The 26,228-nt window shown below is 39.3% G+C and carries 29 protein-coding genes; 11 read left to right on the top strand and 18 right to left on the bottom strand.

Annotated elements, in window-relative coordinates; genetic code table 11:
* The first annotated feature begins 1 nt into the window (after position 1).
* The 8 genes from hisG to hisC are packed head-to-tail and all read left to right on the top strand — an operon-like array spanning position 2 to position 6,321.
* Positions 2–652 carry an ATP phosphoribosyltransferase gene (hisG, locus tag ACTWPF_RS18025; protein WP_161464515.1) on the top strand — a complete coding sequence of 217 codons (651 nt, stop codon included), beginning with the start codon at positions 2–4 and terminating at the stop codon, positions 650–652.
* The gene (gene hisD, locus ACTWPF_RS18020) at positions 633–1,925 is read left to right on the top strand and encodes a histidinol dehydrogenase (RefSeq protein WP_443150015.1); all 1,293 of its coding nucleotides are present in this window, start codon (positions 633–635) and stop codon (positions 1,923–1,925) included. The genes hisG and hisD overlap by 20 nt, the downstream gene beginning before the upstream one ends.
* Complete coding sequence (gene hisB, locus ACTWPF_RS18015; protein WP_443150014.1) at positions 1,912–2,496, top strand: imidazoleglycerol-phosphate dehydratase HisB; 585 nt, start codon at positions 1,912–1,914, stop codon at positions 2,494–2,496. Before hisD ends, hisB begins: the two co-directional genes overlap by 14 nt.
* A 54-nt stretch (positions 2,497–2,550) precedes the next feature.
* The gene (gene hisH / locus ACTWPF_RS18010) at positions 2,551–3,156 is read left to right on the top strand and encodes an imidazole glycerol phosphate synthase subunit HisH (protein ID WP_443150013.1); all 606 of its coding nucleotides are present in this window, start codon (positions 2,551–2,553) and stop codon (positions 3,154–3,156) included.
* A complete protein-coding gene (gene hisA, locus ACTWPF_RS18005; protein WP_443150012.1) occupies positions 3,153–3,875 on the top strand; it encodes a 1-(5-phosphoribosyl)-5-[(5-phosphoribosylamino)methylideneamino]imidazole-4-carboxamide isomerase in 723 nt (240 codons plus the stop codon). The genes hisH and hisA overlap by 4 nt, the downstream gene beginning before the upstream one ends.
* Positions 3,865–4,638, top strand: coding sequence for an imidazole glycerol phosphate synthase subunit HisF (hisF, locus tag ACTWPF_RS18000; protein ID WP_106895653.1), 774 nt, complete (start codon positions 3,865–3,867; stop codon positions 4,636–4,638). Before hisA ends, hisF begins: the two co-directional genes overlap by 11 nt.
* Positions 4,629–5,270 carry a bifunctional phosphoribosyl-AMP cyclohydrolase/phosphoribosyl-ATP diphosphatase HisIE gene (hisIE, locus tag ACTWPF_RS17995; protein ID WP_443150011.1) on the top strand — a complete coding sequence of 214 codons (642 nt, stop codon included), beginning with the start codon at positions 4,629–4,631 and terminating at the stop codon, positions 5,268–5,270. The genes hisF and hisIE overlap by 10 nt, the downstream gene beginning before the upstream one ends.
* On the top strand, positions 5,263–6,321 hold the full coding sequence (hisC, locus tag ACTWPF_RS17990) for a histidinol-phosphate transaminase (RefSeq protein ID WP_161464419.1): 1,059 nt from the start codon (positions 5,263–5,265) through the stop codon (positions 6,319–6,321). Before hisIE ends, hisC begins: the two co-directional genes overlap by 8 nt.
* A gap of 355 nt (positions 6,322–6,676) precedes the next feature.
* Here the strand turns inward: hisC and ACTWPF_RS17985 are convergent, their stop codons facing one another.
* The 10 genes from ACTWPF_RS17985 to ACTWPF_RS17940 form a co-directional block, all read right to left on the bottom strand.
* Positions 6,677–7,420, bottom strand: coding sequence for a SurA N-terminal domain-containing protein (locus tag ACTWPF_RS17985; protein ID WP_106895650.1), 744 nt, complete (start codon positions 7,418–7,420; stop codon positions 6,677–6,679).
* Between the two features lie 325 nt (positions 7,421–7,745).
* Positions 7,746–8,183: a VOC family protein gene (locus ACTWPF_RS17980; protein WP_161464418.1), complete on the bottom strand. Its 438-nt coding sequence runs from the start codon at positions 8,181–8,183 to the stop codon at positions 7,746–7,748.
* Positions 8,184–8,396: 213 nt separating this feature from the next.
* Complete coding sequence (locus ACTWPF_RS17975) at positions 8,397–9,341, bottom strand: siderophore ABC transporter substrate-binding protein (RefSeq protein ID WP_443150010.1); 945 nt, start codon at positions 9,339–9,341, stop codon at positions 8,397–8,399.
* Between the two features lie 180 nt (positions 9,342–9,521).
* Positions 9,522–10,277 carry an iron ABC transporter ATP-binding protein gene (locus ACTWPF_RS17970; RefSeq protein ID WP_036577084.1) on the bottom strand — a complete coding sequence of 252 codons (756 nt, stop codon included), beginning with the start codon at positions 10,275–10,277 and terminating at the stop codon, positions 9,522–9,524.
* Positions 10,271–11,221, bottom strand: coding sequence for an iron chelate uptake ABC transporter family permease subunit (locus ACTWPF_RS17965; protein ID WP_119578531.1), 951 nt, complete (start codon positions 11,219–11,221; stop codon positions 10,271–10,273). Before ACTWPF_RS17965 ends, ACTWPF_RS17970 begins: the two co-directional genes overlap by 7 nt.
* Positions 11,211–12,164, bottom strand: a complete 954-nt coding sequence (locus ACTWPF_RS17960; protein ID WP_238019502.1) for an ABC transporter permease — start codon at positions 12,162–12,164, stop codon at positions 11,211–11,213. The genes ACTWPF_RS17965 and ACTWPF_RS17960 overlap by 11 nt, the downstream gene beginning before the upstream one ends.
* A gap of 352 nt (positions 12,165–12,516) precedes the next feature.
* The gene (locus ACTWPF_RS17955; protein ID WP_106895646.1) at positions 12,517–13,233 is read right to left on the bottom strand and encodes a DsbA family oxidoreductase; all 717 of its coding nucleotides are present in this window, start codon (positions 13,231–13,233) and stop codon (positions 12,517–12,519) included.
* Positions 13,234–13,335: 102 nt separating this feature from the next.
* Positions 13,336–14,196, bottom strand: coding sequence for an MBL fold metallo-hydrolase (locus ACTWPF_RS17950; protein ID WP_443150009.1), 861 nt, complete (start codon positions 14,194–14,196; stop codon positions 13,336–13,338).
* A gap of 73 nt (positions 14,197–14,269) precedes the next feature.
* Complete coding sequence (locus ACTWPF_RS17945) at positions 14,270–14,731, bottom strand: DUF2188 domain-containing protein (protein WP_161464310.1); 462 nt, start codon at positions 14,729–14,731, stop codon at positions 14,270–14,272.
* Positions 14,732–14,790: 59 nt separating this feature from the next.
* Entirely contained in the window at positions 14,791–15,309 is a 519-nt protein-coding gene (locus ACTWPF_RS17940; RefSeq protein ID WP_443150008.1) for a hypothetical protein, read from the bottom strand.
* Between the two features lie 104 nt (positions 15,310–15,413).
* Between ACTWPF_RS17940 and ACTWPF_RS17935 the strand changes: the two genes are divergently transcribed.
* A complete protein-coding gene (locus tag ACTWPF_RS17935; RefSeq protein WP_443150007.1) occupies positions 15,414–16,568 on the top strand; it encodes a hypothetical protein in 1,155 nt (384 codons plus the stop codon).
* Positions 16,569–16,717: 149 nt separating this feature from the next.
* On the opposite strand, the gene fni is transcribed toward ACTWPF_RS17935, so the two are convergent.
* A complete protein-coding gene (gene fni / locus ACTWPF_RS17930; protein ID WP_443150006.1) occupies positions 16,718–17,779 on the bottom strand; it encodes a type 2 isopentenyl-diphosphate Delta-isomerase in 1,062 nt (353 codons plus the stop codon).
* A gap of 191 nt (positions 17,780–17,970) precedes the next feature.
* Between fni and ACTWPF_RS17925 the strand changes: the two genes are divergently transcribed.
* On the top strand, positions 17,971–18,519 hold the full coding sequence (locus ACTWPF_RS17925; RefSeq protein ID WP_199848514.1) for an HD domain-containing protein: 549 nt from the start codon (positions 17,971–17,973) through the stop codon (positions 18,517–18,519).
* Positions 18,520–18,563: 44 nt separating this feature from the next.
* Here the strand turns inward: ACTWPF_RS17925 and rsgA are convergent, their stop codons facing one another.
* The 7 genes from rsgA to ACTWPF_RS17890 all read right to left on the bottom strand — a co-directional run bounded on the left by rsgA (position 18,564) and on the right by ACTWPF_RS17890 (position 24,091).
* Positions 18,564–19,601, bottom strand: a complete 1,038-nt coding sequence (gene rsgA / locus ACTWPF_RS17920; RefSeq protein WP_106898450.1) for a ribosome small subunit-dependent GTPase A — start codon at positions 19,599–19,601, stop codon at positions 18,564–18,566.
* Positions 19,602–19,894: 293 nt separating this feature from the next.
* A complete protein-coding gene (locus ACTWPF_RS17915; RefSeq protein ID WP_106895640.1) occupies positions 19,895–20,719 on the bottom strand; it encodes an aldo/keto reductase in 825 nt (274 codons plus the stop codon).
* An 82-nt stretch (positions 20,720–20,801) separates the two neighbouring features.
* Positions 20,802–21,275 (bottom strand): hypothetical protein, encoded by a 474-nt coding sequence (locus ACTWPF_RS17910; protein WP_106895639.1) that lies wholly within the window; start codon positions 21,273–21,275, stop codon positions 20,802–20,804.
* Between the two features lies 1 nt (position 21,276).
* Positions 21,277–21,471 (bottom strand): helix-turn-helix transcriptional regulator, encoded by a 195-nt coding sequence (locus ACTWPF_RS17905; protein WP_106895638.1) that lies wholly within the window; start codon positions 21,469–21,471, stop codon positions 21,277–21,279.
* A gap of 134 nt (positions 21,472–21,605) precedes the next feature.
* The gene (abc-f, locus tag ACTWPF_RS17900; RefSeq protein ID WP_443150005.1) at positions 21,606–23,243 is read right to left on the bottom strand and encodes a ribosomal protection-like ABC-F family protein; all 1,638 of its coding nucleotides are present in this window, start codon (positions 23,241–23,243) and stop codon (positions 21,606–21,608) included.
* Between the two features lie 134 nt (positions 23,244–23,377).
* A complete protein-coding gene (locus tag ACTWPF_RS17895; protein WP_286163045.1) occupies positions 23,378–23,491 on the bottom strand; it encodes an RAxF-45 family protein in 114 nt (37 codons plus the stop codon).
* 87 nt (positions 23,492–23,578) lie between these two features.
* The gene (locus tag ACTWPF_RS17890) at positions 23,579–24,091 is read right to left on the bottom strand and encodes a GNAT family N-acetyltransferase (RefSeq protein ID WP_051557920.1); all 513 of its coding nucleotides are present in this window, start codon (positions 24,089–24,091) and stop codon (positions 23,579–23,581) included.
* A 182-nt stretch (positions 24,092–24,273) separates the two neighbouring features.
* Between ACTWPF_RS17890 and ACTWPF_RS17885 the strand changes: the two genes are divergently transcribed.
* Positions 24,274–26,055, top strand: a complete 1,782-nt coding sequence (locus tag ACTWPF_RS17885; RefSeq protein WP_443150004.1) for a methyl-accepting chemotaxis protein — start codon at positions 24,274–24,276, stop codon at positions 26,053–26,055.
* Positions 26,056–26,228 lie beyond the last annotated feature (173 nt).

Below are 26,228 nucleotides of genomic sequence, written 5' to 3'. Positions count from 1 at the left end.
GATGTCCAATATAACCCTTGCACTAGCAAAGGGCAGAACCGCCGATAGCACGATTCATTTATTAAAGAAGATAGGGATTCAGTTTCAGGACTTTCATGAAGATACGCGTAAGCTTGTTTTTCTAAGTGAGGACGCTTCGATAAAGTTAATTTTTGTTAAGGCCGTTGATGTACCAACTTATGTTGAAAAAGGGGCGGCAGACATTGGCATCGCAGGAAAAGACAACATTCTTGAATCACAGGCAGATGTCTATGAATTACTAGATTTGAAAATAGGACAGTGTAAATTTGTTGTCGCTGGAAGAGCAGGTGACTTTTCCCCTTCCAAGCAACGCCTAACAGTGGCTTCAAAATATCCCAACATCACCGAACAACATTTTCGAAAAAAAGGATTGGATGTGGAGACTGTCAAGCTAAATGGATCTGTTGAGCTTGCTCCCCTAATCGGATTAGCTGACGTCATAGTGGACATTGTGGAAACAGGAAATACGTTAAAAGAAAATGGATTGGAAGTCTTCGAGGACGTTGAAAATATTAGCACAAGGCTGATTGTGAATAAAGCGAGCTTCGCCACAAAATCAAATGATATTCAGCTATTCATCAAGAGACTTACAGTAGGACTGGAGGAAAAATATGAGAATCATAACGGCTGACTCATACCTTGAAGAAGAACGTAACACAACTACCTTGGAACAAGATAATCAAAACCTTGATAAAACTGTACTAGAAATCATTCAAATGGTGAGACAAACAGGAGACCAATCATTATACGATTATACCGAAGCATTTGATGGCGTAAAGCTTACAGAGTTGCTCGTATCAGAGGAGGAATTTACAGAGGCAGCAGAGCTTGTTGATGGTACTTTTATAAATTCCTTGAGGAAAGCAAAACAAAACATTGAGGAATTCCATCAAAAGCAGCTCGAAAAGTCTTGGTTCTTTCATAAGTCACCAGGCATAACACTCGGCCAAATGATTACACCCATAGGTCGAGCTGGCATTTATATCCCTGGTGGAAAGGCTGCCTACCCTTCCTCTGTGCTAATGAACGTGATTCCAGCAAAACTAGCTCAAGTAGAGGAAATCGCTATTGTGACACCACCACAGAAAGATGGAAAGGTAAATCCTTATGTGCTTACAGCAGCAAGGGAAGTGGGTGTAGATACTGTATACAAAATCGGTGGCGCTCAAGCAATAGCCGCATTAGCTTATGGTACAGAGACAGTTTCTAAGGTAGATAAAATCGTAGGACCTGGGAATGCTTTTGTCGCCAGGGCAAAGAAGTGGGTATTTGGTGATGTAGCCATTGACATGATTGCAGGACCAAGCGAAATATGTGTAGCAGCAGATGGTTCCGCCCCTCCAGCATATATTGCCGCAGACCTGCTCTCACAGGCCGAGCATGATGAGCGTGCTCGTACCTTTTTCATTACAAACAATACCGCTTTAGCTGAAAAAGTTAGAAGTGAGATGTACAGCCAACTAGAAATGTTAGAAAGAAAAGACATTATAAAAGCTTCCTTACAAGATTTTGGACGTATTATTATCACAAAGAATGAACAAGAAACATTCGACCTTATCAACCAAATAGCACCTGAGCATTTAGAACTGATGATGGAGAATGCTTCTGACAAATTGCCATTTGTAAAAAATGCAGGAGCTATTTTCCTTGGCAATTATTCTCCAGAACCGCTTGGTGACTATTTTGCAGGACCCAATCATACCTTGCCAACGAGTGGAACGGCAGCCTTCTCCTCCCCTCTAGGTGTCTATGATTTCATGAAAAAATCAAGTATTATCCAGTACTCACAAGAGGCTTTACTAGAAGCATCTGAACCGATAATTCACTTAGCGGAAACAGAAGGACTAACTGCCCATGCCAACGCAATTTATCAAAGAAGGGATGGGAAAAATGCGCAAAAGTAATGTTACACGAAAGACAGCCGAAACGGACATAACGTTAGACCTTTCAATCGACGGAGAAGGGAACTCCGCGATCCAGACAGGGATTGGCTTTTTTGACCATATGCTTATTCTATTAAGCAAGCACGGGTTATTTGATTTAGAGGTTACATGTGATGGTGATTTGGAAGTGGACCAGCACCATTCAGTAGAGGACATTGGCATTGCGCTAGGTCAAGCCTTTCGAGAAGCGCTTGGAGGCAAAGAAGGAATAACACGCTATGCCACCGTTTCTAGCCCTATGGATGAAGCATTATCTAGCATATCTCTTGATATAAGTGGTCGGTCCTATCTGGTATTTAACGTAGAAGGGTTAAAAGATAAGGTTGGAAGTTTTGATACAGAGTTAGTAGAAGAGTTCTTTCAAGCTTTTGCAAGCAATGCAAAAGTGACACTCCATATTAACCTGTTATATGGAAAAAACTCTCACCATATCATTGAGTCTATTTTTAAAGGTGTAGGTCGTGCCCTCGATCTAGCAAGTCAACAAAATAGCCGGATAAAAGGAGTTCCATCCACAAAAGGAACCCTTTAATAAATTTCATGTAAAAAAAGTGCACAACGCTATTCACAGAAGGAGCGAAAAGTAATGATTGCGATAATTGATTATGGTGCAGGCAATATAAAGAGTCTGCAATTCGCATTAGATAAAGTGGGCCTCTCCTCTGTCGTTACTACAGAACCTAACGTAGTCCAGGAAAGTAAAGCTATCATTCTCCCAGGAGTTGGTGCCTTTAATGACGCGATGGAAGCCATTAGAAGTCTAGGATTGGCAAAAGTATTAAAGGAAGAGGCTGCAAACGGAAAGCCTTTACTCGGCATTTGTTTAGGCATGCAATTATTCTATGAAACGAGCTATGAAGACGGAAGATGGGAAGGGCTTGGACTGCTTAAAGGTGCTGTGTCACGGATAACGGGAGATGTAAAAGTTCCTCATATTGGCTGGAACACATTAGACCAGCATGGGAACAGCGCTATTTTGCGGAGTATTAACCCAGAAGCATATGCCTATTTTGTCCATTCTTATGCTGTCACGGATTATGAGAACCAATCTTTGGTCGCAAGTACCTTGTATGGAGGGACTATTCCTGCACTCGTTCAGGATAAAAACATAACAGGGATGCAGTTCCACCCAGAAAAAAGTGGTGCGGTTGGTTTACAGCTATTAAAAAACTTTGGGGAGATGATCAGATGATTTTATTTCCAGCTATAGATATCAAGGATGGAAAGTGTGTACGACTTACACAAGGAGATTACAATCAACAAAAAATATATAGTGATTCCCCATTAAATGTTGCCCGTCAATGGGAAAAGCAAGGCGCGGACTTTATCCATATCGTTGATTTAGATGGAGCGAAATCAGGTATATCTGCAAATCAATCGCTCATCGAAGAGATTGCTTCTATAAGTCCCATTCCTGTACAAGTCGGTGGCGGTATCCGCTCACTGGAAACAATAAAGAGGTATGTTGAATCAGGAGTGGAAAGAGTAATTATCGGAACTGCAGCAATTTCAGATCGTCCATTTCTCCAGAAGGCAGTAGAGCTGTACAAGGGGCGAATAGCAGTATCGCTTGATGCCCGTAACGGGTTTGTTGCGACAAATGGTTGGACCGAAACAAGCACCATTCGTGCCATTGACTTGGTTAAAGAGCTTGAAGAAATCGGCGTCGAAACCATTGTATACACAGACATTTTAAAAGATGGGATGCTCCAAGGTCCTAACCTGGAAGAACTTGAAGCCATGAATCAGGCAACAAACCTGAACGTAATTGCTTCAGGTGGAGTCACAACGAAAGAAGATATTCAGCAGCTAAGAAATCTGCAACTATATGGGGCTATAATCGGAAAGGCCTTGTATGACGGCACACTATCTTTTGAAGATATCGTAAAGGATGAGTCAAATGCTCGCTAAAAGGATAATCCCTTGTTTGGATGTAGATAAAGGACGGGTAGTAAAGGGGAAAAAGTTTCAAAACATACAGGATGTAGCTGATCCAGTCGAACTTGCACAACGATATAATCAAGCCGGCGCAGATGAACTCGTGTTTTATGATATAACCGCCTCCAATGAAGAACGAGACATACTTGCTGACATCGTAGAAAAAGTAGCAGCGGAGATCGCGATTCCTTTTACGGTTGGTGGCGGGCTAAGGACAGTCGATGATATTCACAAAATCCTTCGCTCAGGTGCCGATAAGGTTTCAGTTAATAGTTCAGCAGTAGAGAATCCGCAACTTATTCAACAATCTGCCTTGAAATTCGGGTCTCAATGCATCGTACTATCCATTGATGCAAAGCAAACAGCAGATAATAAATGGATGGTGTTTACCAAAGGTGGCCGCACTAATACAGGATTAGATGCAATCGAATGGGCAAAGCGCGGTGAAGAACTAGGCGCTGGGGAAATTGTGATTAACGCTATTGATACAGATGGAGAGAAAAACGGCTATCAACTTGATCTAATTAAGCAGCTTGCAGAAGCTGTGAATATTCCAATCGTCGCAAGTGGTGGTGCTGGGAAATTAGAGCATTTCTCGGATGTACTCCAAGAAGGATATGCAGACGCAGCCCTTGCCGCCTCTGTATTTCACTATAATGAGATCCCAATTCCAGAATTAAAACAATATTTACAGAAGAAAGCAATCAACGTTAGGAGTGAACAATCATGGAGGTAGAGATAGAAAAACTTTCCTTTGATAAAAATGGCTTAATTCCTGCCATCGTACAAGATGCCGAGAGTGCTAAGGTACTTACATTGGCCTATATGAATGAAGAGGCAGTTATGAAAACCATTCAAACTGGTGAAACGTGGTTTTACAGTAGGAAGCGCCAATCCCTTTGGAATAAAGGCGAAACCTCAGGAAACAAGCAAAAGGTTAAGAAAATCAAATTTGATTGTGATGCAGATGCCTTATTGATCCACGTAACGCCGGTTGGACCTGCCTGTCATACTGGAGAGGAAACGTGTTTTCACAATACACTCTACGAAAAAGAAGAAGTTGCAAGTGAGATTATCCCAATGTTGACTAGTAACATTAAGGAACGTCGGAATAATCCCGTAGAAGGGGCATATACAACCTATCTGTTTAATGAGGGAATTGATAAGATATTAAAGAAAATAGGCGAAGAAGCCAGTGAAGTTATCATTGGGGCTAAAAACACGGATAAACAGGAGATTACCTGGGAGATAGCAGACTTAACCTACCATACACTGGTATTAATGGAGCTGCTTGATGTTTCTGTATCAGATATAAAAAAAGAGCTAATGAAACGGCATATTAATAAGGCTGGCAACCAAAGTGAGTAGGTTTTGGAGCAAAGCCACCCTCCGCTGTGAGCCCTATGTACCTGGAGAACAGTTAAATCAGCCAGGGATCATTAAACTGAATACAAATGAAAATCCCTATCCCCCTTCCCCTGCCGTGGTAAGGGCAATTGAAAAGGAAGCCGCTAACAGTCTCAATTTATATCCATCTCCTACTGCGGATCAGTTGAAAAAGCGAATTGCAGACTTACATGGACTAAAGAAAGAACAAGTTTTTGTCGGCAATGGATCAGACGAAGTACTTGCTTTTTCCTTTATGGCCTTTTTTGATCAAGATAAAACAATTCGATTCCCGGATATTTCCTATAGCTTTTATCCTGTCTATGCACGTCTGTTTAATATTCCATTTGAGACTGTACCCTTACAAGAAGATTTCACTATACCTAAGGAAGCTTTTTTCCAATCGCAAGGTGGTGTCATTTTTCCGAACCCAAACGCACCGACGAGTATTTATCTGGAGTTGGATTTTATTGAGGAAATTGCTGCGCAAAACCCGCATCAAGTCGTTATTATTGATGAAGCGTACATCGATTTTGCCAGTGAATCTGCAGTGAGACTTGTTCAAGATTACGAAAATATCTTGGTCATTCAAACCATGTCTAAGTCAAAGTCGCTTGCCGGCCTTCGAGTGGGATATGCACTTGGAAATGAGGATTTGATTTCAGGTCTTACGCGTATAAAGGATTCTTTTAACTCTTACACCTTGGATCGACTTGCTATCGCGGGAGCGGAGGCGGCGTTTCAAGCGACCGATTACTATGCTGACATGACAGAGAAAGTTAAAATCACAAGAGAATGGACGATTAGTGCATTGAATCAACGTGGGTTTACCGTTCTGCCATCTCAGACAAACTTTATATTCACTACACATGAAACAATTCCTGCAGAAGAGCTCTACGAGAGGCTTAAGGAATCTGGCATCCTAATTCGGTATTTCAACAAGCCACGCATTGAAAATTACGTACGCATCACAATTGGAACGGATGAAGAAATGCAGCAGCTTTTCCATCAGTTAGACCAAATTATAAAGTGAAACTTCAATTAGTGGAGGTCTTCATTCTTCCCCCACTGATTGTTAGTAGAACGAATCGGGGTGTTAGCGTCCGTTTACTCCCACTAAAAATTCACGGTTTCACTTCATGTTTTAAAGGGGGAGTCTTACGGACGGTTGCACCGGGATAAAAGAAGCAACTTAGGGGTGCCTAAACGGCGCTACAGCAAATACTTCGCTAATTGACGAGCACACTACAAATGACACAAAAATGCCGAATCATTACTAGCCTATAGGCTTTGATGTAATGATTCGGCATTTCTTTTAATCAACTTTTATCTCGCTTCTTTTTTATAATAAATACTCCAACGTTCCTTTCATTATAAGAAATCGCTATTTAGATTAACGTTTCTACTTCTGCATCTTCTTTTAGTTCAGCTACTTTACTCTGTAGCTCAGTTGCAGTTTTTTGCTGTGTTATCTGATTTTTAATAGTCGGCTCTAAATCTTCCAGTTTACCAACTTCCTGATCGCCACTTTGTTCTTTCAACTTGTTGTAATATTCTTCGACTTCTTCATCTGTTACTTTAATATCCAACTCAGACTCTACGTATTTATTGGTAATCAAGTCATCAGCAAGTTGTCTTTTAAAGTCATCTTCGGACAACTGAAACTGATCAAGAACTGCTGTTAATTGCTCGCCATTCTCTTCCTTAATCGTGTCAAATTCGGATTGCACTTCCTCATCCGTCACCTCTAAACCTAGCGTTTCGGCTTCTTGACGAATCAATTGCTGTTCGATTAGAACATTAACGGCTTGTTCTTTGACTACTTCCGTATCCGAAACATCTTGTCCACTTCCGGCCATTTGGGTTTTCAACATGCTATATACTGAATTATAGCTATCTCCCATTACCTCCGTACCATTAACAGAAACTACTGCTTTCTCCGGATCAAGTTTTTCTTCTTCTGTTATCTCCGTTGATTGCTGCGCCTGTTCATTTTCCCCTGGTGCACTTTCTTCCGTTTGTGCACTATCTTCTTGTTCATTATCTTTGGACTCTTTCGATGAATCATCATTACAAGCTGCCAATACTATAGCTAAAGTTAGTGCAAAGCCTAACAAAATCAACTTCTTCATTAACAATTCCCTCATTTCATTATGTTGTCCCTTCATTCAAACATACTTTTCTACCACTTATCAAGTGCCAGGAAAGGCGATAACCCTTGAAAAAGCTATTTTGACAGGGTTTTCAAACCAACGTAACATTTCGGTAACAATCTGAACCGCCTTTCCCTTCATTCTGCCACATTTTGCGACAACTCTTTAATGCACTCATTTAGATACTTTAGAAAGCGCCTAAACAGACCATAAACGGTGAGTAATCACTTTAACGTTTCCACTGGGCCGATGCAACAGTTCGAGGGTACGAGTCGATGGTAATCGTACCTTTAAAACCTAATATTTACCCGATTTTCTCCGCCAATTCTAAAATAATTCCTTCTGGACCACGAACATAGCATAACTTATAAGCATTTTCGTAGTTTTGTATCTCACCGAAAAGTTCCGTACCTTTATTCTGCAAATTGGCTACTACGGATTCTATATCTTCAACAGCAAATGCAATATGCCTGATCCCTAAGGTATTTGCAAAAGATTGCTGAATTCCTTTTTCATCTGTCGGTGTATGAAATTTGACCAGTTCCAACGTTGCCTGACTATCCGGCATCCCTAACATTACAACCGTCTCTCTCACGTCACTAAGCCCTATAATTCGTTCTACCCACTTACCTTCTACTTCTCCTTCCCCTAACATTTCAAGCCCAAAATCGAGGAAAAACTCTTTAGCAGCAGAGAGATCATTTACGATTACACCTACATGGTCTATTCTTTTGATCTTCATACTTATACCTCCCACTCTCTATTTTAAAAATATTCCGCATTATTTATAAGTATATCAGTTGTTCTTACTGTCCTCACCAAATTTATTATAATTAAACCCATTATAGAATCTAAGTTTCCACCAAACGTTATGTCAACAAACATTAATAGGGTCTTAATACAAAAAAGCTTGCAGAAAAACACATGGTTTCTCTACAAGCTTTTTATTTAAGGTTTATTCTATGCTGGACTCGATTTGTTTTACCATTTCGGACACAGACACCAGTCCGCCTCCAGATAGGTACCAGTAATCAGGGTCCAAGTACACGATATTATCTTTCTCATATGCTGTGGTTCCCTTAACAAGATCATTCTCTACTAATTGCTTGGCAGCTGAATCTCCTCCGATTGCCGCTCCTCTATCGACTACATACAATAGGTCTGGGTCTTGCTCCACAACATATTCAAAAGAAACATTCTGACCATGTGTAGAAGCTTCAATACTCTCGTCTACTGCTGGCACACCAAATACGTCATGAATAATACCAAAACGGGAATTTTGACCGTATGCACTGATCTTGTCATCATTAGCCAAAATAATTAGTGCCTTCTCATCAGTTGCAGAAGCCTTTTCATTTATTCCAGCAATGGACTCGTCAATTGCTGCAAGCTCTTCCTCTACTTGTTCCTGTTTGTCAAAAAGTTCCCCAACCTTATTCATGTTTTCTTTAAATGATTCCATGTAATTCGTTGTATCTACACCTAAATAGATTGTAGGAGCAATCTCTTCAAGCTGGTCATATACTGCTGCTTGCCGTCCTGAAATTAAAATTACATCTGGATTGATTTCGGAGATTTTCTCGAAATCTGGTTCTTTTAAGCTTCCGATATTTTCGTATTCATCCCCATTGTACTTTTCAAGATAGGAAGGAATGTTTCCTTGTGCAACACCAGCTACATCAACGTCTAGCTGATCAAGGGTATCTAGAATTCCGAAGTCAAATACGACAACTTTCTCCGGATTCTTTACAACCTCAGTATCTCCATATTCATGGGAAATCGTGATCTTTTCAGAACTCGCTTCCTCTCCACTCGTTCCTTCACCACTAGCGTCATTTCCACAAGCTGCCATAACAAGCGCTAAAAGTCCCATTAAAAGAATAATCGTAAGCTTCTTCATATTAAATTCTCCTCAATATTTGGTTTTTAATCCAGGCTTCATTCCCTGGCTTATATTCTGTAAGCATATATATTTACCATTTTCTCTGTTTCATATAAAATACAAGTACGTTGATTCCTTTATATCGGCATTGCATTCCCGTGCAGTTCGCCTTTATAAGGGTTTTTTTATTTTTACTTCTTAAAAATAGACACATATTCTGCGGTCATCAATATTTTTAATATCAATGTCCATATCATATATTTCTTTAAGTACACACTCATCAATCACATCACATGTGCGGCCTGTTTTTGCAATCTTTCCATCCTTTAATGCCACAATATTATCCGAGTAACAGGAAGCAAAATTGATATCGTGTATCACGATTACAATTGTCTTCCCCCATTCGTCTACAAGGCGACGCAAGGTTTTCATGATCTGTACAGAATGTCGCATATCTAAATTATTTAGTGGTTCATCAAGCAGAATATATTCTGTATCCTGTGCAATTACCATTGCAATATGGGCACGTTGCCTTTGGCCCCCACTAAGTTCATCTAGGAACTTATGCTGCATTTCCCGCAACTCCATGTAGTCAATCGCTTCTTCCACCTTTATCCAATCTTCCTTCGTAAGCTTTCCTTGCGAATATGGAAAGCGCCCAAAGGAAACGAGCTCTCGCACTGTTAATTTTAAATTAATGCCATTTGATTGTTTTAAGATCGAGATCTTTTTGGCTAGCTCATTGTTTTTTGATTTGAGTATGTCTTTCCCATCAATGGTTATATCCCCATTATCTCTCGTAATCAAGCGACTGATCATGGAAATAAGTGTACTCTTTCCAGCACCATTTGGGCCGATAAAGGAAGTGATTTTTCCTTTTTCGATATGTAAAGAGACATCTTCGATTACTTTTTTTTCGTTATATGACTTGAAGACATTTTTGATAGTTACCATGATTTATTCTCCTTTAACAAAAGATAGATGAAGTAAATTCCACCAATAAAGTTAATGATGACACTTACAGTCGTCTCAAACACAAACACTTTTTCTACAAGGAACTGCCCACCAAGAAGTGCAATAATACTGATTAACATAGAGCCGATAATAATGTAAAAGTGTCGATATGTTTTTAAGAATTCATATGCGACATTGACAACAAGTAGGCCGAGGAACGTAATTGGTCCAATAAGTGCTGTTGCGACAGAAATCAGTATCGCAACAATGATTAACAGCCGCTTTACGACATAGTTGTAAGGTACCCCAAGATTAATAGCGTCATCCTTACCAAGTGCCAGTACATCTAAATACTTATAAAGCCTGGCAAAATAGAGAGCGACCAACACCAGAATGACAATTGATAAATAGACAAGGTCTGTATTTACGTTATTAATACTGGCAAACATCCTGTCCTGTACTAACGAAAATTCATTTGGGTCAATAAGTACCTGCATAAACGATGTTAAACTACCAAAGAAGGTTCCTAGAATCATCCCGATTAGCAATAAAAAGTAAATATTGCTCCCCTCACTCTTAAATAACCATTGATATAGAATAAGTGAAAATATTACCATCATCCCAATCGAAACGAGGTAGTTAACCTCACCACTCAACATCACAAGTGATCTCGAACCAAGCACAAAAATAATAATGGTTTGAATCAACATATACAGAGAGTCAAGCCCCAGCACACTAGGTGTTAGAATACGATTATTCGTAACAGTCATAAAAAGGGTGGTCGCGAACGCAATAGCCCCGCCTGTCATAATTATCGTTACTACTTTAATGATCCTTCTAGGTAAAATATAGCCTATATTTCCAGTCAGATTGTAAAAAATATACAAACATGCAAGAGCCAATGCGATAACAGCAAGTATGATTGTTTTCTTTTTATAGCCCATATTTTCTTCTCCTTAGCAGCATGTAAATAAAGATCGCACTGCCAATAACACCAACTGTCAGGCTAATTGGTATTTCATATGGATAGATAATGATTCTGCCAATAATGTCACACATTAAAACAAATATCGCCCCAAGCAATGCTGTATGTATTAAGCTTTTCTTCAGATGATCGCCCTGATAAATGGTAACAATATTCGGAACAATCAACCCAAGAAATGGAATAAGTCCAACTGACAATACGACAGAAGCCGTTACAAGAGCTACAATTACTAACCCCAAATTTACAACCTGACGATAGTTAAGGCCAAGATTACGAGAGAAGTCTTCTCCCATTCCAGCAATGGTAAATTTATTCGCATATAAGAAAGCCATTATCAAGATAGGGATACTAATAAACATCAGTTCATAATTCCCTGACATTATCATTGAAAAGTCACCCTGCATCCAACTGGACATGTTCTGAATAAGATCATGACGGTAGGCGAAAAACGTTGACGCGGAACTGATAATATTCCCAAACATAAGACCTACTAAAGGAATGAAAATCGTATCCTTGAACTTGATTTTCTCCAATATTTTCATAAATATAAACGTGCCCAAGAGTGCAAAAACAAAAGATACTAGCATTTTTTGTAATGGGCTTGCTGATGCAAATACCATCATCGACACAAGTACGCCTAGCCTTGCAGAATCCAACGTACCCGCTGTTGTTGGGGAAACAAATTTATTTCTGCTGAGTTGTTGCATGATTAACCCGCATATACTCATGCTCATTCCGGCAATGAGAATACTAATTAATCTTGGTAGTCGACTGACTAAAAGTATGTTAGCCTGCTCTGGTGTTAAATGAAATAAGTCCAATGGTGTTACATTCGATACTCCGATAAATACAGAGGTTATGGAGAGTACACCAAGGATCAGGATGTAATAACGTATTTTCATAATGACCTTCTCTTTCTATGTCTAATGCCGTATTTCTTGTTCCCCTATCAATGATTAATAATGATATTCATTATCAATTAGCCTGTTTTTTATTATAACAGATTATGAGGCCTCGTCAATATATTGTGAAAGGTTTTCCATATTTCTGTCTTTTTACCTAGTTAATTCTTCTTGGATATTATAGTAGAAAAGCTTGCATTCGCTCGTCTTCTAACGGATGTTACGTTTTTCTTATACGTGTTTTTTCTATATTTTAGCTACAATGTCTTTGCTTCCTGGATAAAAATCTCATGCATCCTACCTACCAAAAAAGTCTGTGGAGAACCTCCACAGACTTAGACTTTCATATTTGTTATTCCGTTTCACAACCCTCATCCGTACAGTACGTCGTCTTGGACTGTTTAGGATTTAAAGATGTTAGTACCGGCTTCTCTTTTTCTTCTTGCCAAACTGTTTCAAGGACTTCTGTGAAGACCTCAGGTGGCTGAGCACCAGAAACAGCATACTTCTCATTAAATACGAAGAAAGGAACACCTTCCACGCCTATTTGACGAGCCTGCTCTTCATCTGCCCGGACATGAATGGCATAATCATCTACTTTTAGTAAAGTCGTTACCTCATCTTCATCAAGCCCAATTTCTGATGCTAGGTCAATTAACGTCGTGTGATCGCTGATTAACTTAGATTCTGTGAAATAGGCATATAGTAGTCGTTCCGTCATTTCTTTACCCTTGCCTTGTTCTGCTGCATATTTAGCAACACGATGTGCATCAAACGTATTTGTATGCTTCATTTCATCAAAGTTATATTGTAGTCCTAATTCCTTTGCTTGTTTCCCCATATCCTCATTCATTTGCTTCGCTCTTTCTACCGGCATATTATACTTTCCGGCAAGTAGCTCATGAATCGTTTTATCAGGGTTTACTTCTGCATTGGGATCAAGCTCATAGCTCTTGTATATTACACTTACTTCTTCTTTATGAGGAAATGCTTCTAGTGCTTTTTCCAATCTACGTTTTCCTATATAACAAAATGGACATACAAAGTCTGACCAAATTTCTATTTGCATTTATTCCACCTCATTTCTGTAAATATTGTAGCATAGCTTCCTATTTCAAATGAAGTATTGTGCTTATTTTACAGAAGTCAGAATGTCTTGAAGTAAGGCTATCTAATGGAGCTTTCCTTTGTCTACATATTTACCAAAATCAGGCACAGCTACTTTTTCAAATTCACGAACAAGTCTTTCCATCCCTTTTGTAAGTTTATCACCTTCCATAGCCGAACCATGTCCGGAAATCATAACGCTTGGCTTTAGGTCTGCCAAGATACGCGCCGACTCCCATGCTGCCTGCCAATCTGTCGTCAAATACCTGGGTGGACCATTTACCTCTGACTGTTGCAGGAGAACCTTATGAAGAGAATCTTGCCTTACTGTAATCACGGCATCCCCAGAAAATAATAGCCCATCACTTTCCCGGTACAAGGATACATGGCCAGGGGAATGGCCCGGTGTATGAAGCCATTTCCAGTCATCTAGAAAAGGCACCCGCTGATCTGAGGGTAATGGCTGTACAGATGAACCTAAATCAATCCCCTCATGTGGGTACAGGAAGGACATTTTTGCGAGCATTCCACCTTCCACGTTTGTATCCGGTTCAGGGTAATCTTTTTCACCTTGAAGATATGGTAGTTCTAGCTCATGGGCATAAACAGGGACATCCCATTCCTGTATAAGGTCATACAAGCCGCCTACATGATCAAAATGAGCGTGCGTCAGGATTATTGCTGCAGGCTTACTATTCCGTCCAAATCTGTCTACCACCACTGATTTAATTTCTGGTGCTGCATTAGGTAAGCCAGCATCGACTAATACCCACGTATCACTACTCGGATGCCCAATAAATCCAATATTAACTATTTGATCTGTATAATAATATACATCTTCTTTTACCTCAATTCCCCCACCGCTTGTAATGGAAGTCATAGGGATAAATTTATGGTGTTCTTTTGGTCTTTCATTCTGATCCACGTTATTCCTCCTTCGCCATTTCCCTTAGTATTTGGTAAGGAGTAAAAAAATAATCACTTCCTAAGGGGAGTGATTACGACTCATTTGTATAGTTTTGTTTTTCTTGTACGTCTCCATTCTCTTTATGAATGGTTAAAGATGTTCCTTTATTTTTAGCGATTTCACGCCCACGCTTAATAGCATCCTCTTTTTTAGCGAATACATCGCTTGGTTTCTTCGCGTTACTTGATGAAACTGCCCATCCATCTTCGTGGGACAAAACATGTTCACCCTCTTCTAAACGTTCCGGGTTATTATCATATCGCTTTCCCTCTTCAGATCGTTTCGTTGGCTTACCGCTATCTTCATATTCTTCAACTTCTTTTTTACTTGCGTTATCTCGCCACTCTTTTGCCTGTTCGATGGCTATCGGAATAGCTCTTCCTTCCTCGTATCCTTCGTCAAGCATGGAATTGGCAATATCTATTGCCTTCTTCTTTGTTATATCTGGCAGGTTTTTCATTGAAGACGGGTAATCATTCATGGTCCAGGGCATCTACTTTTCCTCCTAGTCGCTTTTTAAGTATCATACCCTTTCCCTAACGTATCCAAAACCTATCCTTCAAAGGCATACTGAAATCTAGCTGGTGCTTCATTTGTTGTAAAGTAATTATCAAGTTCAATGCTATCCCCAGGCTCTAAAGAAATCCCTTCATACGTCTCTTCTTTCAGAAGCGAACCATCTTCGCCATAAATAAGAATTGTTACGTTTCCGGAAAACTTCTCTGAATTATCGTAGTTCCCACCATAAATTTTGACTTCAAAATCGCCGTCTTCATCCTCAAATGAACCGACATATGCAACTAAATGATCATTTTCGACTTTCCCTTTATTTGTTTGATAAACCTCATCCAGCCCCGCAACCATTTCTTCTTCCATATGCTTTGCATCCATCGTGAAAAGAGCAATTGGAACAGTAACAATGATGTAAATGGCTACTAGCCACTTTATAGTAGAAGAGATGATGGTTTTTTTCGAGTATCCTCCGATAATTAAACCAAACAGTACGATGCCAGTCCAAAAAACTATAATTAAATGCCATTTTGATAAAAACATTTCTGGATATAATGCCATTGGTTCCCCCACTATTATCTCTTTTTTGCTATAATTATTAATTGTTCATTAGATATCTAGCTACTAGCTATATATTTAACCATTAGATGGAGTGTGGTGCCTACATGTATAACGAATCATACATACATGAACATAAACAAAGACAGATGGAACCTTTTTGGTGGGTGACGGCATTCCTATTCAGCACGCTCGGCCTCTTGCTAGGGTTAACATTTATAATCGGCGGGCCTGTATTATTCGCCGTTTATATGAAAACATGGCTATTATTATTTATACTTCTTATTCCATTAGGTATTTGGATATGTATTGCACTCACGCGCGTCTTAAAGAGAATGGTTTGGCGAAACCGACATCTTTCCTCTTACCGTTTGGGGAAAAACCAAATTACATACCATACCTGGAACGAAGACAATAAAACAGACAGCGAAGGCACCATTAACTTTAACCACATCCAATATGTAGTGGCGTCCATTTATTTAATAAAGGATAACCATGCTTATACAAAGTCTCGCATCGCGGAGCAAGTACCACGTATGGCACTTGCCCCTGTTCTATACATTGTCTATGAGAAAAACGACCAGCAACAAATTTTGACTGTGCCGTTTTATATGGATACTGCTATTAATACATGGCTACAAGGATTGAAGGAAAATCAGATTCCTCTCCTTTTTTCCAGTTTAAATCTGTACGACATGGAAGATGAGGAAAGATTTCAATCGATTGCAAAGGGGGAGAAGCAATTACCTTTTACTTTTGAAGGCGACTGGCTGAAGCAAGCTGATTCTTTAAACAAAGAATGGTTCTCTCAAATGGAAGACACCACCTTACCAGAGGAAGATAACTCTGACGAAGAATATCAGGAAATGATGCGTGAAGAGCAAGAAACCAAAAAGGTCCACTTCAGGGCTTGGCTTCGAGCAGCAACCCGTGTGTACCCCTTACTAATTATCGGCAGTTATATCTCTATCTATCTGGGAGAGTCTCACATTATTTCGGATGATGGTGTGCTTCCAGGTCTTATATTGTTAATCATCTCCGCCTACTTATACTTCCACTTTCAAAGAGGACATCTTAGAAAGTCCCTTATACCAAGGTTCTGGGTAGAGAGTTTTATTATTTGCCTTATACATTCAATGTTCGCAGAAAAATACGGTACTATTGCGGAGGAAATAACCACGGGAATTCTCGGCGCCTCTATAATTATCATTGTTATCGTATGGATTCCATATCTTTTTGTTGCTAGGTTAAGAAAAGCATAGATCAGATCTACCTATCGCCCGTCATCACCACGATGATAAGCTTTCCTATCTGATTTCTTTCGCTTTTTGCTTGTCATAACCACACAGCAAAACATTATAGCTCTGTGGCTCTCATCGAAAAGCGATACAAATAGAAAAACAGCTGAGGATTATTCCCCAGCTGTTTTATTTAGTAATGATTTCCCCATCACCATGACGCGATCGGTGTTTTTTAATTCATTTAAAGATTTTGTTCCGATACCAAACATCGTCATTTTTAACTCTAGTTCAATTTGATCCATCGTTCGGATAACAGATTCTGCAGACTCGGTAGCTGCTTGTAACAGCTGTCTAGCAAAGCCAATCACATCTGCGCCCAGTGTAATAGCTTTCGCTGCATCGACTCCCGTCTTCATTCCGCCACTTGCCACGACAGGAACTGCTGCATTACTACTTTTAACAGATACAATACAATCCTTTGTAGGTAATCCCCAATTATTAAATGCTTCTGCAGCTGCTTTCTTTAATGGATCTTCTGAGCGTAATTTTTCCACTTGGCTCCAGGATGTCCCACCAGCTCCTGCTACATCAATAAAGGATATTCCAGCATTATAAAGTTTTTCTGCCACCGTGCCATCAATGCCAAAACCAACTTCCTTGGCACCAACCGGAACAGGGAGCTGCTTGCAAACAGCTTCAATCTTAGGCAGGAGGTTTTCAAAATTCAAATCACCGCCATCTTGAACTGCCTCCTGTAAACTGTTTAAATGTAGCACCAAGGAATCGGCTTCGGTTAGCTCTACAATTCGCTCTGCTTCATCGGCTCCATAGCCATAATTCAATTGAACCGCACCTAGATTTGCGATAAGTGGTACATTAGGTGCCTGCTTCCTAATTAAGAATGACTCTTTATGTGCATCACTCTCAAGTAGCGCTCTCGTCGAGCCTAACGCTACTGCCCAGCCCTTCTCTTCCGCAGCAATAGCAAGATTCTGATTGATTTTTGCAGCCAGCTCACTTCCACCAGTCATGGAACTAACCAAAAATGGCGCCTTAAGGGCTTTATTTAAAAAGGAAGTCTGCAAGTCTATATCTGCAAAGTTTATTTCAGGAAGGGCATTATGTATAAAGGATATTCCTTCTAGCCCTGTTGATTTATTAACCCCTTCCACATTATCATCCAAACAAAGACGGATGTGTTCTGTTTTTCTTCTATTTATACCTTCTTCCACTATGTACGGCCTCCTTAACTAGAACTACATCAATAATTTCTATTATAGAACCAGTTTACTTGTTTCTATTCTTAAATGAAAGAGAAGACCCACTGACTGATTTATTATTGCACAGTTTGGGAACAAACCTATACAATAACGATAAGCGAAATAGACGGCATATTAACCTATGTATTAAGGAGGCGACGATATTGAGGGAAAGAGCAAAAAAATTTGCCGAAATGGCACACAAGGGACAAACAAGAAAAAACTCTAATGCACCATATGTAACACACCCGATTAGAGTAGCAGAACGATTAGAGAAAGAAGAATTTAGCGAGGAGCTTATTTGTGCAGCATATTTGCATGACGTTGTGGAAGATACACCATACGAGATACAGGACATGGAGAATCACTTTGGGAGCAAAGTAGCCGAACTTGTTGCAGCCCATACGGAAGATAAATCAAAATCTTGGGAGGAAAGAAAACAGCATACAATTGATACTATTCGAGACGGATCAAAGGAAGTAAAATATTTGATTGTGGCTGATAAATTAGATAACTTACTAGGACAAGAACAAGATATTAAACAATTAGGATCAGAAGTTGCGTGGAGAAATTTCAACGCTGGCGTAGGCAGACAAAAATGGTACAACGAGTCCATTTGTGAAGCAATGTATGTTGGCTTGGAGCCAAAAGATATTCCAACTTATTTTAAGGAATATGAGGATTTGGTCAAACGTGTCTTTCATTTTTCATAAATGAACAAACCCTCTTACAGTGCTGGTACTGTAAGAGGGTTTGTTTATCTTGCTCGGTATTTCTTTTTTTGATCTTTACTAATCTGCTTCCATTTATTCTTTTCTTCCATTAAAGCCTTTTGGTTTTGCTTTCTTTTTTCATATGCCAGCTCTCGCTGCAGTTTAAGATAGCTTTGAAATCGGTCCATAGATAATTCTCCATTATCCATTGCTTCTTTCACCCGACAACCAGGTTCCGTGTCATGTTGGCAATCTTTGAACCGACACGCTTCCTCCAGTGCTTCCACATCCTGAAACGTGGCGCTCATTGCTCCTTCGCCTTCCCATAGTTGCAATTCTCTCATACCAGGAGTATCAATTAAGAGTGCTCCATTTGGCAAACGAAACATCTCCCTATGGGTGGTGGTGTGCCGTCCCTTGCTATCGTCTTCCCTAATTCCTCTTGTTTCCTGTATTTCTTTACCTAGAAGTGTATTAATTAATGTCGATTTTCCTACCCCTGACGAACCTAGCAATGCCCCGGTTTTGCCTGATGGTAGATAAGACAGTAATTGATCCAGCCCTTCTCCTGTTTTTCCGCTAACAGAAATGATGGGGACACCTAACGCGATTTCTTCTGTAGAGGAAATAACTTCTTCCAGTCTTTCCACCGTACACGAATCCTTTTTGGTGAAAATAATTACAGGAGTAGCACCGCTCTCATAGGTGGATAGTATATAGCGTTCAATCCGTCTGCTATTAAAATCATGATCGAGCGCGTTAACTATAAATACAGTATCCACGTTAGCTGCTACTAATTGAGCCTCCGTTCGCTCGCCAGCTGCTTGCCGTATAAACTGACTCGTTCTAGGGAGAAGCTCTTTTATCACTGCCTTTTCTTCATCATATAACTTCTCTACTACCACCCAGTCACCAACGGCAGGAAAATCAAGTGTCCCACTGGCAGTATGCAAATATTTCCCGCTCACCTGGGCCAAGAATTCCATATCGCCGTCGGAAAGGCGGTAGCTGTTCTTTTGAACTGTTATCACTCTAGCAAGTTTGTCGTGTTCTTCTTTTTCTATAGGTTGGGTCCATCCCATTTTCTCTAAATTCGTCAATCCTTTTCCTCCTGTTTTACAGAGGAACAGTCTATTTAACTTGAACGTTCCTCCATTTTGTAGTTATTGGCTTTGAACTCTTTCTTCATTTTATTTGCACTCATAAACCATCACTCCTTCCAAAATGGATAAAACGCCTCGTTACATCTTATCGATTTTTAATGTTAGTGTGAAAAATTTCTCACATCTTATTATTTCGCCTTAACAGCAAAAAATCCTGCTAATCCTGCTAATATTAAAAAAAGAACCAGATATGCTGTATCTGGTTCCTTTTATTAGCGTTTGTTCATTTCACTTGGTTCTGCACCTTTTCTTTCGTTGCGGTCCAGCCCTTTAATTTCTTTCATATCTTCTTCACTCAACTCAAAATCAAATACATTAAAGTTCTCTTCTATTCGAGAAGGGGTAACAGATTTAGGAATTACAACATTATTATATTGCAGGTGCCAGCGTAAAATAACTTGTGCTGGTGTTTTGCTATATTTTTCAGCAATATTTGTTACAACACTATTATTTAATACCTCTCCACCTTGCATTAAAGGACTCCATGCTTCTAAATAAATATTGTGCTTGTCACAGAAGTCTTTCAACTCAGCTTGTTGTAGGTAAGGATGGCATTCAACCTGGTTAATGACAGGTACCACCTCACACTCATCCAACAGACGTTCCAAATGGTCGATATTGAAATTACACACCCCAATAGCTTTTACTCGACCATCTTTATACAATTTTTCTAGTGCTTTATATGTTTCCACATACTCGTCAAATTTCGGTGTTGGCCAATGAATTAAGTAGAGGTCAACATAATCTAGTCCCAATCTTTCTAAACTCGCATCAAATGCCTTTAACGTATTTTCATAGCCTTGGTCACTGTTCCAGACCTTTGTGGTAATAAATAGTTCTTCGCGTGGTACGTTTTGGTTTGCAATTGCACTTCCGACACCATTTTCATTTGCATACACCTTCGCGGTATCAATAGAGCGGTAGCCAACTTCAATTGCTTTTTCTACAGCAGGGGTTGCTTCCTCATCAGGTACCTGCCAAACGCCAAATCCAAGCTGAGGCATTTTTAATCCATTATTCAAAGTTACATACTGCATTGTTCAACATCCCTTCCATTGAAATGTCCCTATTTTATCATACTGTTTAGAAAACACGTATTCTTATGCTTGAAGCCAAACCCTAATCATCCGTTAATTCTTTATTTTTCTTAAAAGAGCGCTTGAGAGATATAAAATCAAATAGAATAAAAAACACGATAAATAAAACGGAAGGCCCAATTATATCCAGCCATTCTTCCAAATTAGTTGGGATGCCTTTAAGAAAAAAATTTACCAATAAAAATACGACCCCTGAAGCAAATGCTGTTTTAACCCTTAGCTGCCGTTCTCTCTTATATTGCTTTTTGTTATAAACAGAAGTGAACTCAATACCAGAAAAGATATAACGTAGATACACATAAAAGATAATGAAAATATAAATTAGAAATAATGTAAAAGTGAGATCGAGCTCCCCTATCTCAAACCAATAAATATTTAGCCCTGTAAATATAAGTAATCCTACCGCCAGTATAACCACACTTTCTGCAAGAAAATAAAGAATACGAGTCCGTTTGTACTCATCATCAGGTAGTAAGTAATTTAAAAATGATTTCATATTAAAACCCCTCCCAAAATAGTTCGTCCAATGTCTTCCCAAGCTCTTTACAAATGGCAATGCATAGATTAAGGCTTGGGTTGTATTCGCCTTTTTCTATAAGTCCGACAGTTTGTCTTGTTGCTTTAACCCTGCTTGCAAGTTGTTCCTGAGTCCAACCCTTTTCCATTCTCGCTAGTTTTATTTTATTTACCATGGCGACCCCTCTTTGTATGATATAAATTACATATGTTAGTTATATATTACATTAGACACATAAATATTGCAAACGGATCTTTCAAAAAGAAGAAGACCCGGCAGTAACTATACTGACAAGCCCTCTTATTTACATTATAATTCGTTTTTTTCTAGCCATTTCCCTCTGGCAAACGTATAGTTGCCTTCAAATCGCGTAAGTTTTTGGTCTGCAAGCAAATAAGTTACCGAAAATAAGCGATCCAGAAAATAGCGGTCATGAGAGACGGTTATAATCGTGCCCTCAAATTGCTCTAATGCTTCTTCTAATACTTCTTTTGATTCAATATCTAAATGGTTGGTGGGTTCATCTAATAGAAGCAGGTTATGTTTTTGATAAACAAGCTCTGCCAAACGAAGCCTCATTTTTTCGCCACCGCTAAGCTGCCTTACCTTTTTAAAAACATTCGGACCATAAAAAAGGAAACTCGCCAAGATTCCTCTTGCTTCTCCTTCCGTAACTGCAACATGCTCTCGAAACTCATCTAAAACAGTTAGATTTGCATCCATCTCAAGCATGTGCTGGGAAAGGTAGCCAATAGAAAGGTTACTTCCCTGTTTGACCACCCCTTGATCAGCATTCTCCGTTCCTAGCATGAGGTGTAACAATGTACTCTTCCCCGTTCCATTCTCTCCAATTAGGGCGATCCTCTCCTGGAAACGGACTAACATGGAAAGCTCTTCATATAAACATTGGTTTCCGAAACGCTTTGATACGCCATCAAGCTTTAGTACTTCTTTCCCACTGCGCCTCTCCATTTCGAAATCAAGATTAATCTTCTTCTGGTCCAATACGGGGCGTTTTACCACCGTCAGTCTGTCCAGAGCTTTTTGCATACTTTTGGCTCGTCTGTGTAGCCCATCATTAGGCGGGTTTGCCTGATTCGCCCACTCTTTAAGCCGTTTAATCGTTTCCTTCATTTTTCTAATCTTTTTTTGCTGGTCTTCGTATTGTTGAAATTCACGCAGCAGTCTTGCTTCTCTTTCTTTTACGTAATCCGTATAATTCGTATGATATTTAATCAGCTCTCCTTGATCCATTTCCAAAATTGAAGTGACGGTTTGATCAAGAAAATAACGATCATGAGAGACAATTATCACAGTACCTTCATAATGCTTAATAAAAGAAGTCAGCCATTCTATTGCCAGGAAATCTAGATGATTTGTTGGTTCATCAAGTAAAAGAAGATCAGGGGCTTTTAATAATAATTGCGCCAAGCCAACTTTGGTCTTTTCTCCACCACTTAGCTGATACCATTTCTTATTTTCCAGTTCAGTCATTTGCAATCCATTTAGAACTTGGCGAACCTGTGCGTCCATTTCGTATCCGCCATCTTGCTGGAATTTATCTAATAACGTGCCATAGTTCTCCATATGACGTTCTAGTTTGGCAGGATCCTTTTCCTCTGCCATGCGTTGCTCTAATTCCGTCATTTTCTCTCTTATCTTGTTTAAGTCTGCAAACACGTCATACAACAACGCCTGCACTTGCTTCTCTTCTTCTGCGACTGCGATTTGCTTTAAAATCCCTGTCCGCAGTCCCTTTTTCCAAGAAATAACACCGCTTGCTGGGTCAGATTCCTTGGAAATTAGGTTTAATAAACTCGTTTTTCCTTCGCCATTTCTTCCGATAAGTCCAATTCGCTCGTCTTGTTTTATTTCCATATTAATATCTTGAAAGATGGTATTTGCACCAATTATTTGGGTAACATTTCGTAAACTACATAAAATCATTTGTTTTGCCTCCTTATAGAAGAGACAACCTTCAAATGGATAGTGTGCCAATTAAAAAAGGACGACAAAGAGCAACCGCTCCCTGTCGTCCACTATATCCGTAGCAGGTAGATGTCTCTTACTGGTTTTTTCCATTATTTTACTTCCGAAAAGGGCATACGTGTCCCTTGGATAAAAATGATGGAAAAAAGCGCATAACAAATCCAAAGATACTCTCTGAATTTAGAAATGCTTCCAGTACGATTCATCTAACCCACCTCCTTTTTTCATTCTGACTAAATCTTACTCGATAAAACCCTATAGCGTCAAGTTATGCTATGGCAATTGTTTGGTTACTACCTCTCATTCCAAATAATTTCTCCGGAAAAATCTTGATGATTTATTTTTACATCGAAGTGATGTTTGCTATAAAAGTGTTTTAGTCTATTAACATGATCAAAATCTCTCTCCACAATATCACCTGTAATGTATTGCATGTTTTCTTCTCTCGCTATTTCTTTTAAATGCTTCATAAGGACCGAACCAAAACCTTTATTTTTAACTCCCTTAATATCAGCAATATGAAGGGTCGAATCACTACGATATTCTGCCTGAATGGCAGAATCCCAATCTCCACGATAAGGTTTTGTACACTCGTGCAACATGACCTGGCAATGCTTTCTTCCTTTGTCCGCATAAATAATAACCCACTGTTCTTCATTTGCCTGGTCTATGCTAATAATCTCTGACTTTTTGGCAATCTCCTTCATATTACTCTGCATCCGGTGTAACTGTATTTCCAAGGAATCCAATTCTTCCTTTAGTTCTTCTTTGCCTTTTTCCTTTTCTAAAAAAGCTGAGTAGATCATCTATATCACCTTACTTATTAGTTATGTCTTAAACACACAATTTGCTATTTTACAGGATAAACATCGCCAAATGCAACTATCTGAAAATTATTTTTCGAAAAATTTATAATAGTACTAAAGACTTAGAAAAATTAGCCGATATTAAAAATAAATGTTTTTTTCTAAAAATTGGGGGCAAAATCGTGAAGTTTAGAAAAGCAACGAAACCGAAGAAAATAAAAGAGAATAAAGAAAGGAAAATTAATCGTTCCAAGCTTCTTAGAAGGTTTGCTTGGCGTAATGTTAGTATCGGTCGTAAATATATAACTGTTTTCTTTTTAACATTGCTTTTATTTGTAGCGTCAGCTTGTGTGGTATTTTTTCTATTGACTAAAGGGCAGGAAGATATTACCGAAATTAAAGAAAGCAGTTCACGAGTAAATGATATGGCGGATATGGCTTACCTTATCCAAGCTAAGGATGTCCAAATAGCCGATTATTTGCTAACTGAAAGCGATAAATATAAAGATCAATTTATTCAATATCAGGAAGAGTTTTTAGCATTAGCTGATAAACTAAGGACTACCATGGTGACCGACGAACAACGCAGTAATTTCGATGAAATTATCAAAAAGAATGAATCCAATGATGATGCATTTACCGAACAGATTGTTCCAGCCGTAGAAAATGATCAATCGCTCATAGCAAATTCGTTGCGTGATTTTACCTCCCGATTAAGAACAGAAACCATTGATCATGTAAATGTATTAGTGACACTCATTAATGAAGATCAAAATAAATCAGTACAAAATGCGGAATCGAGTATTAAAGGGAGCACCATTACCCTAGCCATTGCCACTATTCTTGCAGCAATAATTGGCATTCCATTAATGATAATTATCAGCAGGATCATTACCAAAAACCTAAAAAAGATTGTTGGCGTAACCTCCGAAGTAGCAAATGGAAATCTCCAGACCCCTGATATGGATTACAATGGTACTGACGAAATTGGCCAGTTAGCCACAGCGGTTAACAAAATGAAGGGAAACATTCACAGTATATTACTAAAAGTAGCGGATGCTTCCAATTCCGTTTCCTCAAGAAGTGAAGTGCTGACAATATCCTCTAAGGAAGTTAGCGAAGGAAATACACAGATTGCGACAACGATGGAAGAGTTATCTACTGGGGCAGAAACCCAGGCAAATAGTGCTTCTGACCTATCTGAAAGCATGAATGATTTTGTACAAAAAGTAGAACTCTCAGAGCAAAACGGACAAGAGGCTGCACAAAATTCCAGTACTGTACTGGAATTAACAAATGAAGGAACGGCCCTAATGAATAAGTCAGTCGCACAAATGAAGCAGATTGATACCATCGTGTCTACTTCAGTTGATAAAGTGCAAGGTCTTGATAAACAATCCAATGAGATTTCTAAGCTTGTACTCGTAATTAAAGACATAGCTGATCAGACAAACCTTCTTTCATTAAATGCAGCAATTGAAGCGGCAAGAGCTGGGGAGCATGGAAGAGGTTTTGCGGTAGTTGCAGATGAAGTCAGAAAGCTTTCTGAACAAGTAGCTTCCTCTGTTGGAGAAATAACAACCATTGTACAAAGCATCCAATCTGAGACAACAGAAGTCGTAGGCTCCCTTAACTCAGGATATAAGGAAGTTCAAGAAGGTACGAAACAAATTGAAGAAACAGGTAGAAATTTCAACTCGATTAATCAATCCGTTTCCGAAATGACTAAAAAAATTACATTTATCTCTTCTAACCTACGGGAAATTTCCCAAAACAGTAAAGAGATGAACAATCTTATTGAAGAAATTGCTTCCGTCTCTGAGGAATCAGCTGCTGGTGTAGAACAAGCTGCAGCTTCCGCACAACAAACTTCCAGTTCCATGGAGGAAGTTTCGTACAGTGCAGATGAATTGGCCAAATTAGCCGAACTACTAAATAAGGAATTAAAAATCTTTAAGCTATAAAGTGAAACTTCAATCAGTGGGTTTTTCGTTCTTCCCCCACTGATTGTTAGTTGAATGAATCAGGGTGTTAGCGTCCGTTTGCCCCTTTAAAAACACACGGCTTCACCTCATGTTTTGAAGTGGGAGTCTTACGGACGGTTACACCGGGATAAAGACAATGGAATTTGGGAGCC

Origin of the sequence: Oceanobacillus sp. M65 (assembly GCF_052246275.1) — a bacterium.
Lineage (GTDB): Bacteria > Bacillota > Bacilli > Bacillales > Amphibacillaceae > Oceanobacillus_B > Oceanobacillus_B jordanicus.
The sequence above is the reverse complement of the archived record's forward strand: the minus strand, read 5'-3'. Positions and strand labels throughout refer to the sequence as shown.

Excerpts from the sequence above, each read along its gene's own strand:
- hisH (WP_443150013.1), top strand. The coding sequence starts at position 2,551 with ATGATTGCGATAATTGATTATGGTGCAGGCAATATAAAGAGTCTGCAA.
- ACTWPF_RS17980 (WP_161464418.1), bottom strand. The coding sequence starts at position 8,183 with ATGAAGATCAAAAGAATAGACCATGTAGGTGTAATCGTAAATGATCTC.
- hisF (WP_106895653.1), top strand. The coding sequence starts at position 3,865 with ATGCTCGCTAAAAGGATAATCCCTTGTTTGGATGTAGATAAAGGACGG.
- ACTWPF_RS17890 (WP_051557920.1), bottom strand. The coding sequence starts at position 24,091 with ATGATCTACTCAGCTTTTTTAGAAAAGGAAAAAGGCAAAGAAGAACTA.
- ACTWPF_RS17935 (WP_443150007.1), top strand. The coding sequence starts at position 15,414 with ATGTATAACGAATCATACATACATGAACATAAACAAAGACAGATGGAA.
- hisA (WP_443150012.1), top strand. The coding sequence starts at position 3,153 with ATGATTTTATTTCCAGCTATAGATATCAAGGATGGAAAGTGTGTACGA.
- hisIE (WP_443150011.1), top strand. The coding sequence starts at position 4,629 with ATGGAGGTAGAGATAGAAAAACTTTCCTTTGATAAAAATGGCTTAATT.
- ACTWPF_RS17915 (WP_106895640.1), bottom strand. The coding sequence starts at position 20,719 with ATGCAGTATGTAACTTTGAATAATGGATTAAAAATGCCTCAGCTTGGA.
- hisB (WP_443150014.1), top strand. The coding sequence starts at position 1,912 with ATGCGCAAAAGTAATGTTACACGAAAGACAGCCGAAACGGACATAACG.
- ACTWPF_RS17895 (WP_286163045.1), bottom strand. The coding sequence starts at position 23,491 with ATGAATCGTACTGGAAGCATTTCTAAATTCAGAGAGTATCTTTGGATT.
- ACTWPF_RS17905 (WP_106895638.1), bottom strand. The coding sequence starts at position 21,471 with ATGGTAAATAAAATAAAACTAGCGAGAATGGAAAAGGGTTGGACTCAG.
- ACTWPF_RS17960 (WP_238019502.1), bottom strand. The coding sequence starts at position 12,164 with ATGAAAATACGTTATTACATCCTGATCCTTGGTGTACTCTCCATAACC.
- hisG (WP_161464515.1), top strand. The coding sequence starts at position 2 with ATGTCCAATATAACCCTTGCACTAGCAAAGGGCAGAACCGCCGATAGC.
- hisD (WP_443150015.1), top strand. The coding sequence starts at position 633 with ATGAGAATCATAACGGCTGACTCATACCTTGAAGAAGAACGTAACACA.
- ACTWPF_RS17965 (WP_119578531.1), bottom strand. The coding sequence starts at position 11,221 with ATGGGCTATAAAAAGAAAACAATCATACTTGCTGTTATCGCATTGGCT.
- ACTWPF_RS17945 (WP_161464310.1), bottom strand. The coding sequence starts at position 14,731 with ATGCCCTGGACCATGAATGATTACCCGTCTTCAATGAAAAACCTGCCA.
- rsgA (WP_106898450.1), bottom strand. The coding sequence starts at position 19,601 with ATGGGATGGACCCAACCTATAGAAAAAGAAGAACACGACAAACTTGCT.
- ACTWPF_RS17985 (WP_106895650.1), bottom strand. The coding sequence starts at position 7,420 with ATGAAGAAGTTGATTTTGTTAGGCTTTGCACTAACTTTAGCTATAGTA.
- ACTWPF_RS17975 (WP_443150010.1), bottom strand. The coding sequence starts at position 9,341 with ATGAAGAAGCTTACGATTATTCTTTTAATGGGACTTTTAGCGCTTGTT.
- ACTWPF_RS17970 (WP_036577084.1), bottom strand. The coding sequence starts at position 10,277 with ATGGTAACTATCAAAAATGTCTTCAAGTCATATAACGAAAAAAAAGTA.
- ACTWPF_RS17940 (WP_443150008.1), bottom strand. The coding sequence starts at position 15,309 with ATGGCATTATATCCAGAAATGTTTTTATCAAAATGGCATTTAATTATA.
- abc-f (WP_443150005.1), bottom strand. The coding sequence starts at position 23,243 with ATGATTTTATGTAGTTTACGAAATGTTACCCAAATAATTGGTGCAAAT.
- ACTWPF_RS17955 (WP_106895646.1), bottom strand. The coding sequence starts at position 13,233 with ATGCAAATAGAAATTTGGTCAGACTTTGTATGTCCATTTTGTTATATA.
- ACTWPF_RS17910 (WP_106895639.1), bottom strand. The coding sequence starts at position 21,275 with ATGAAATCATTTTTAAATTACTTACTACCTGATGATGAGTACAAACGG.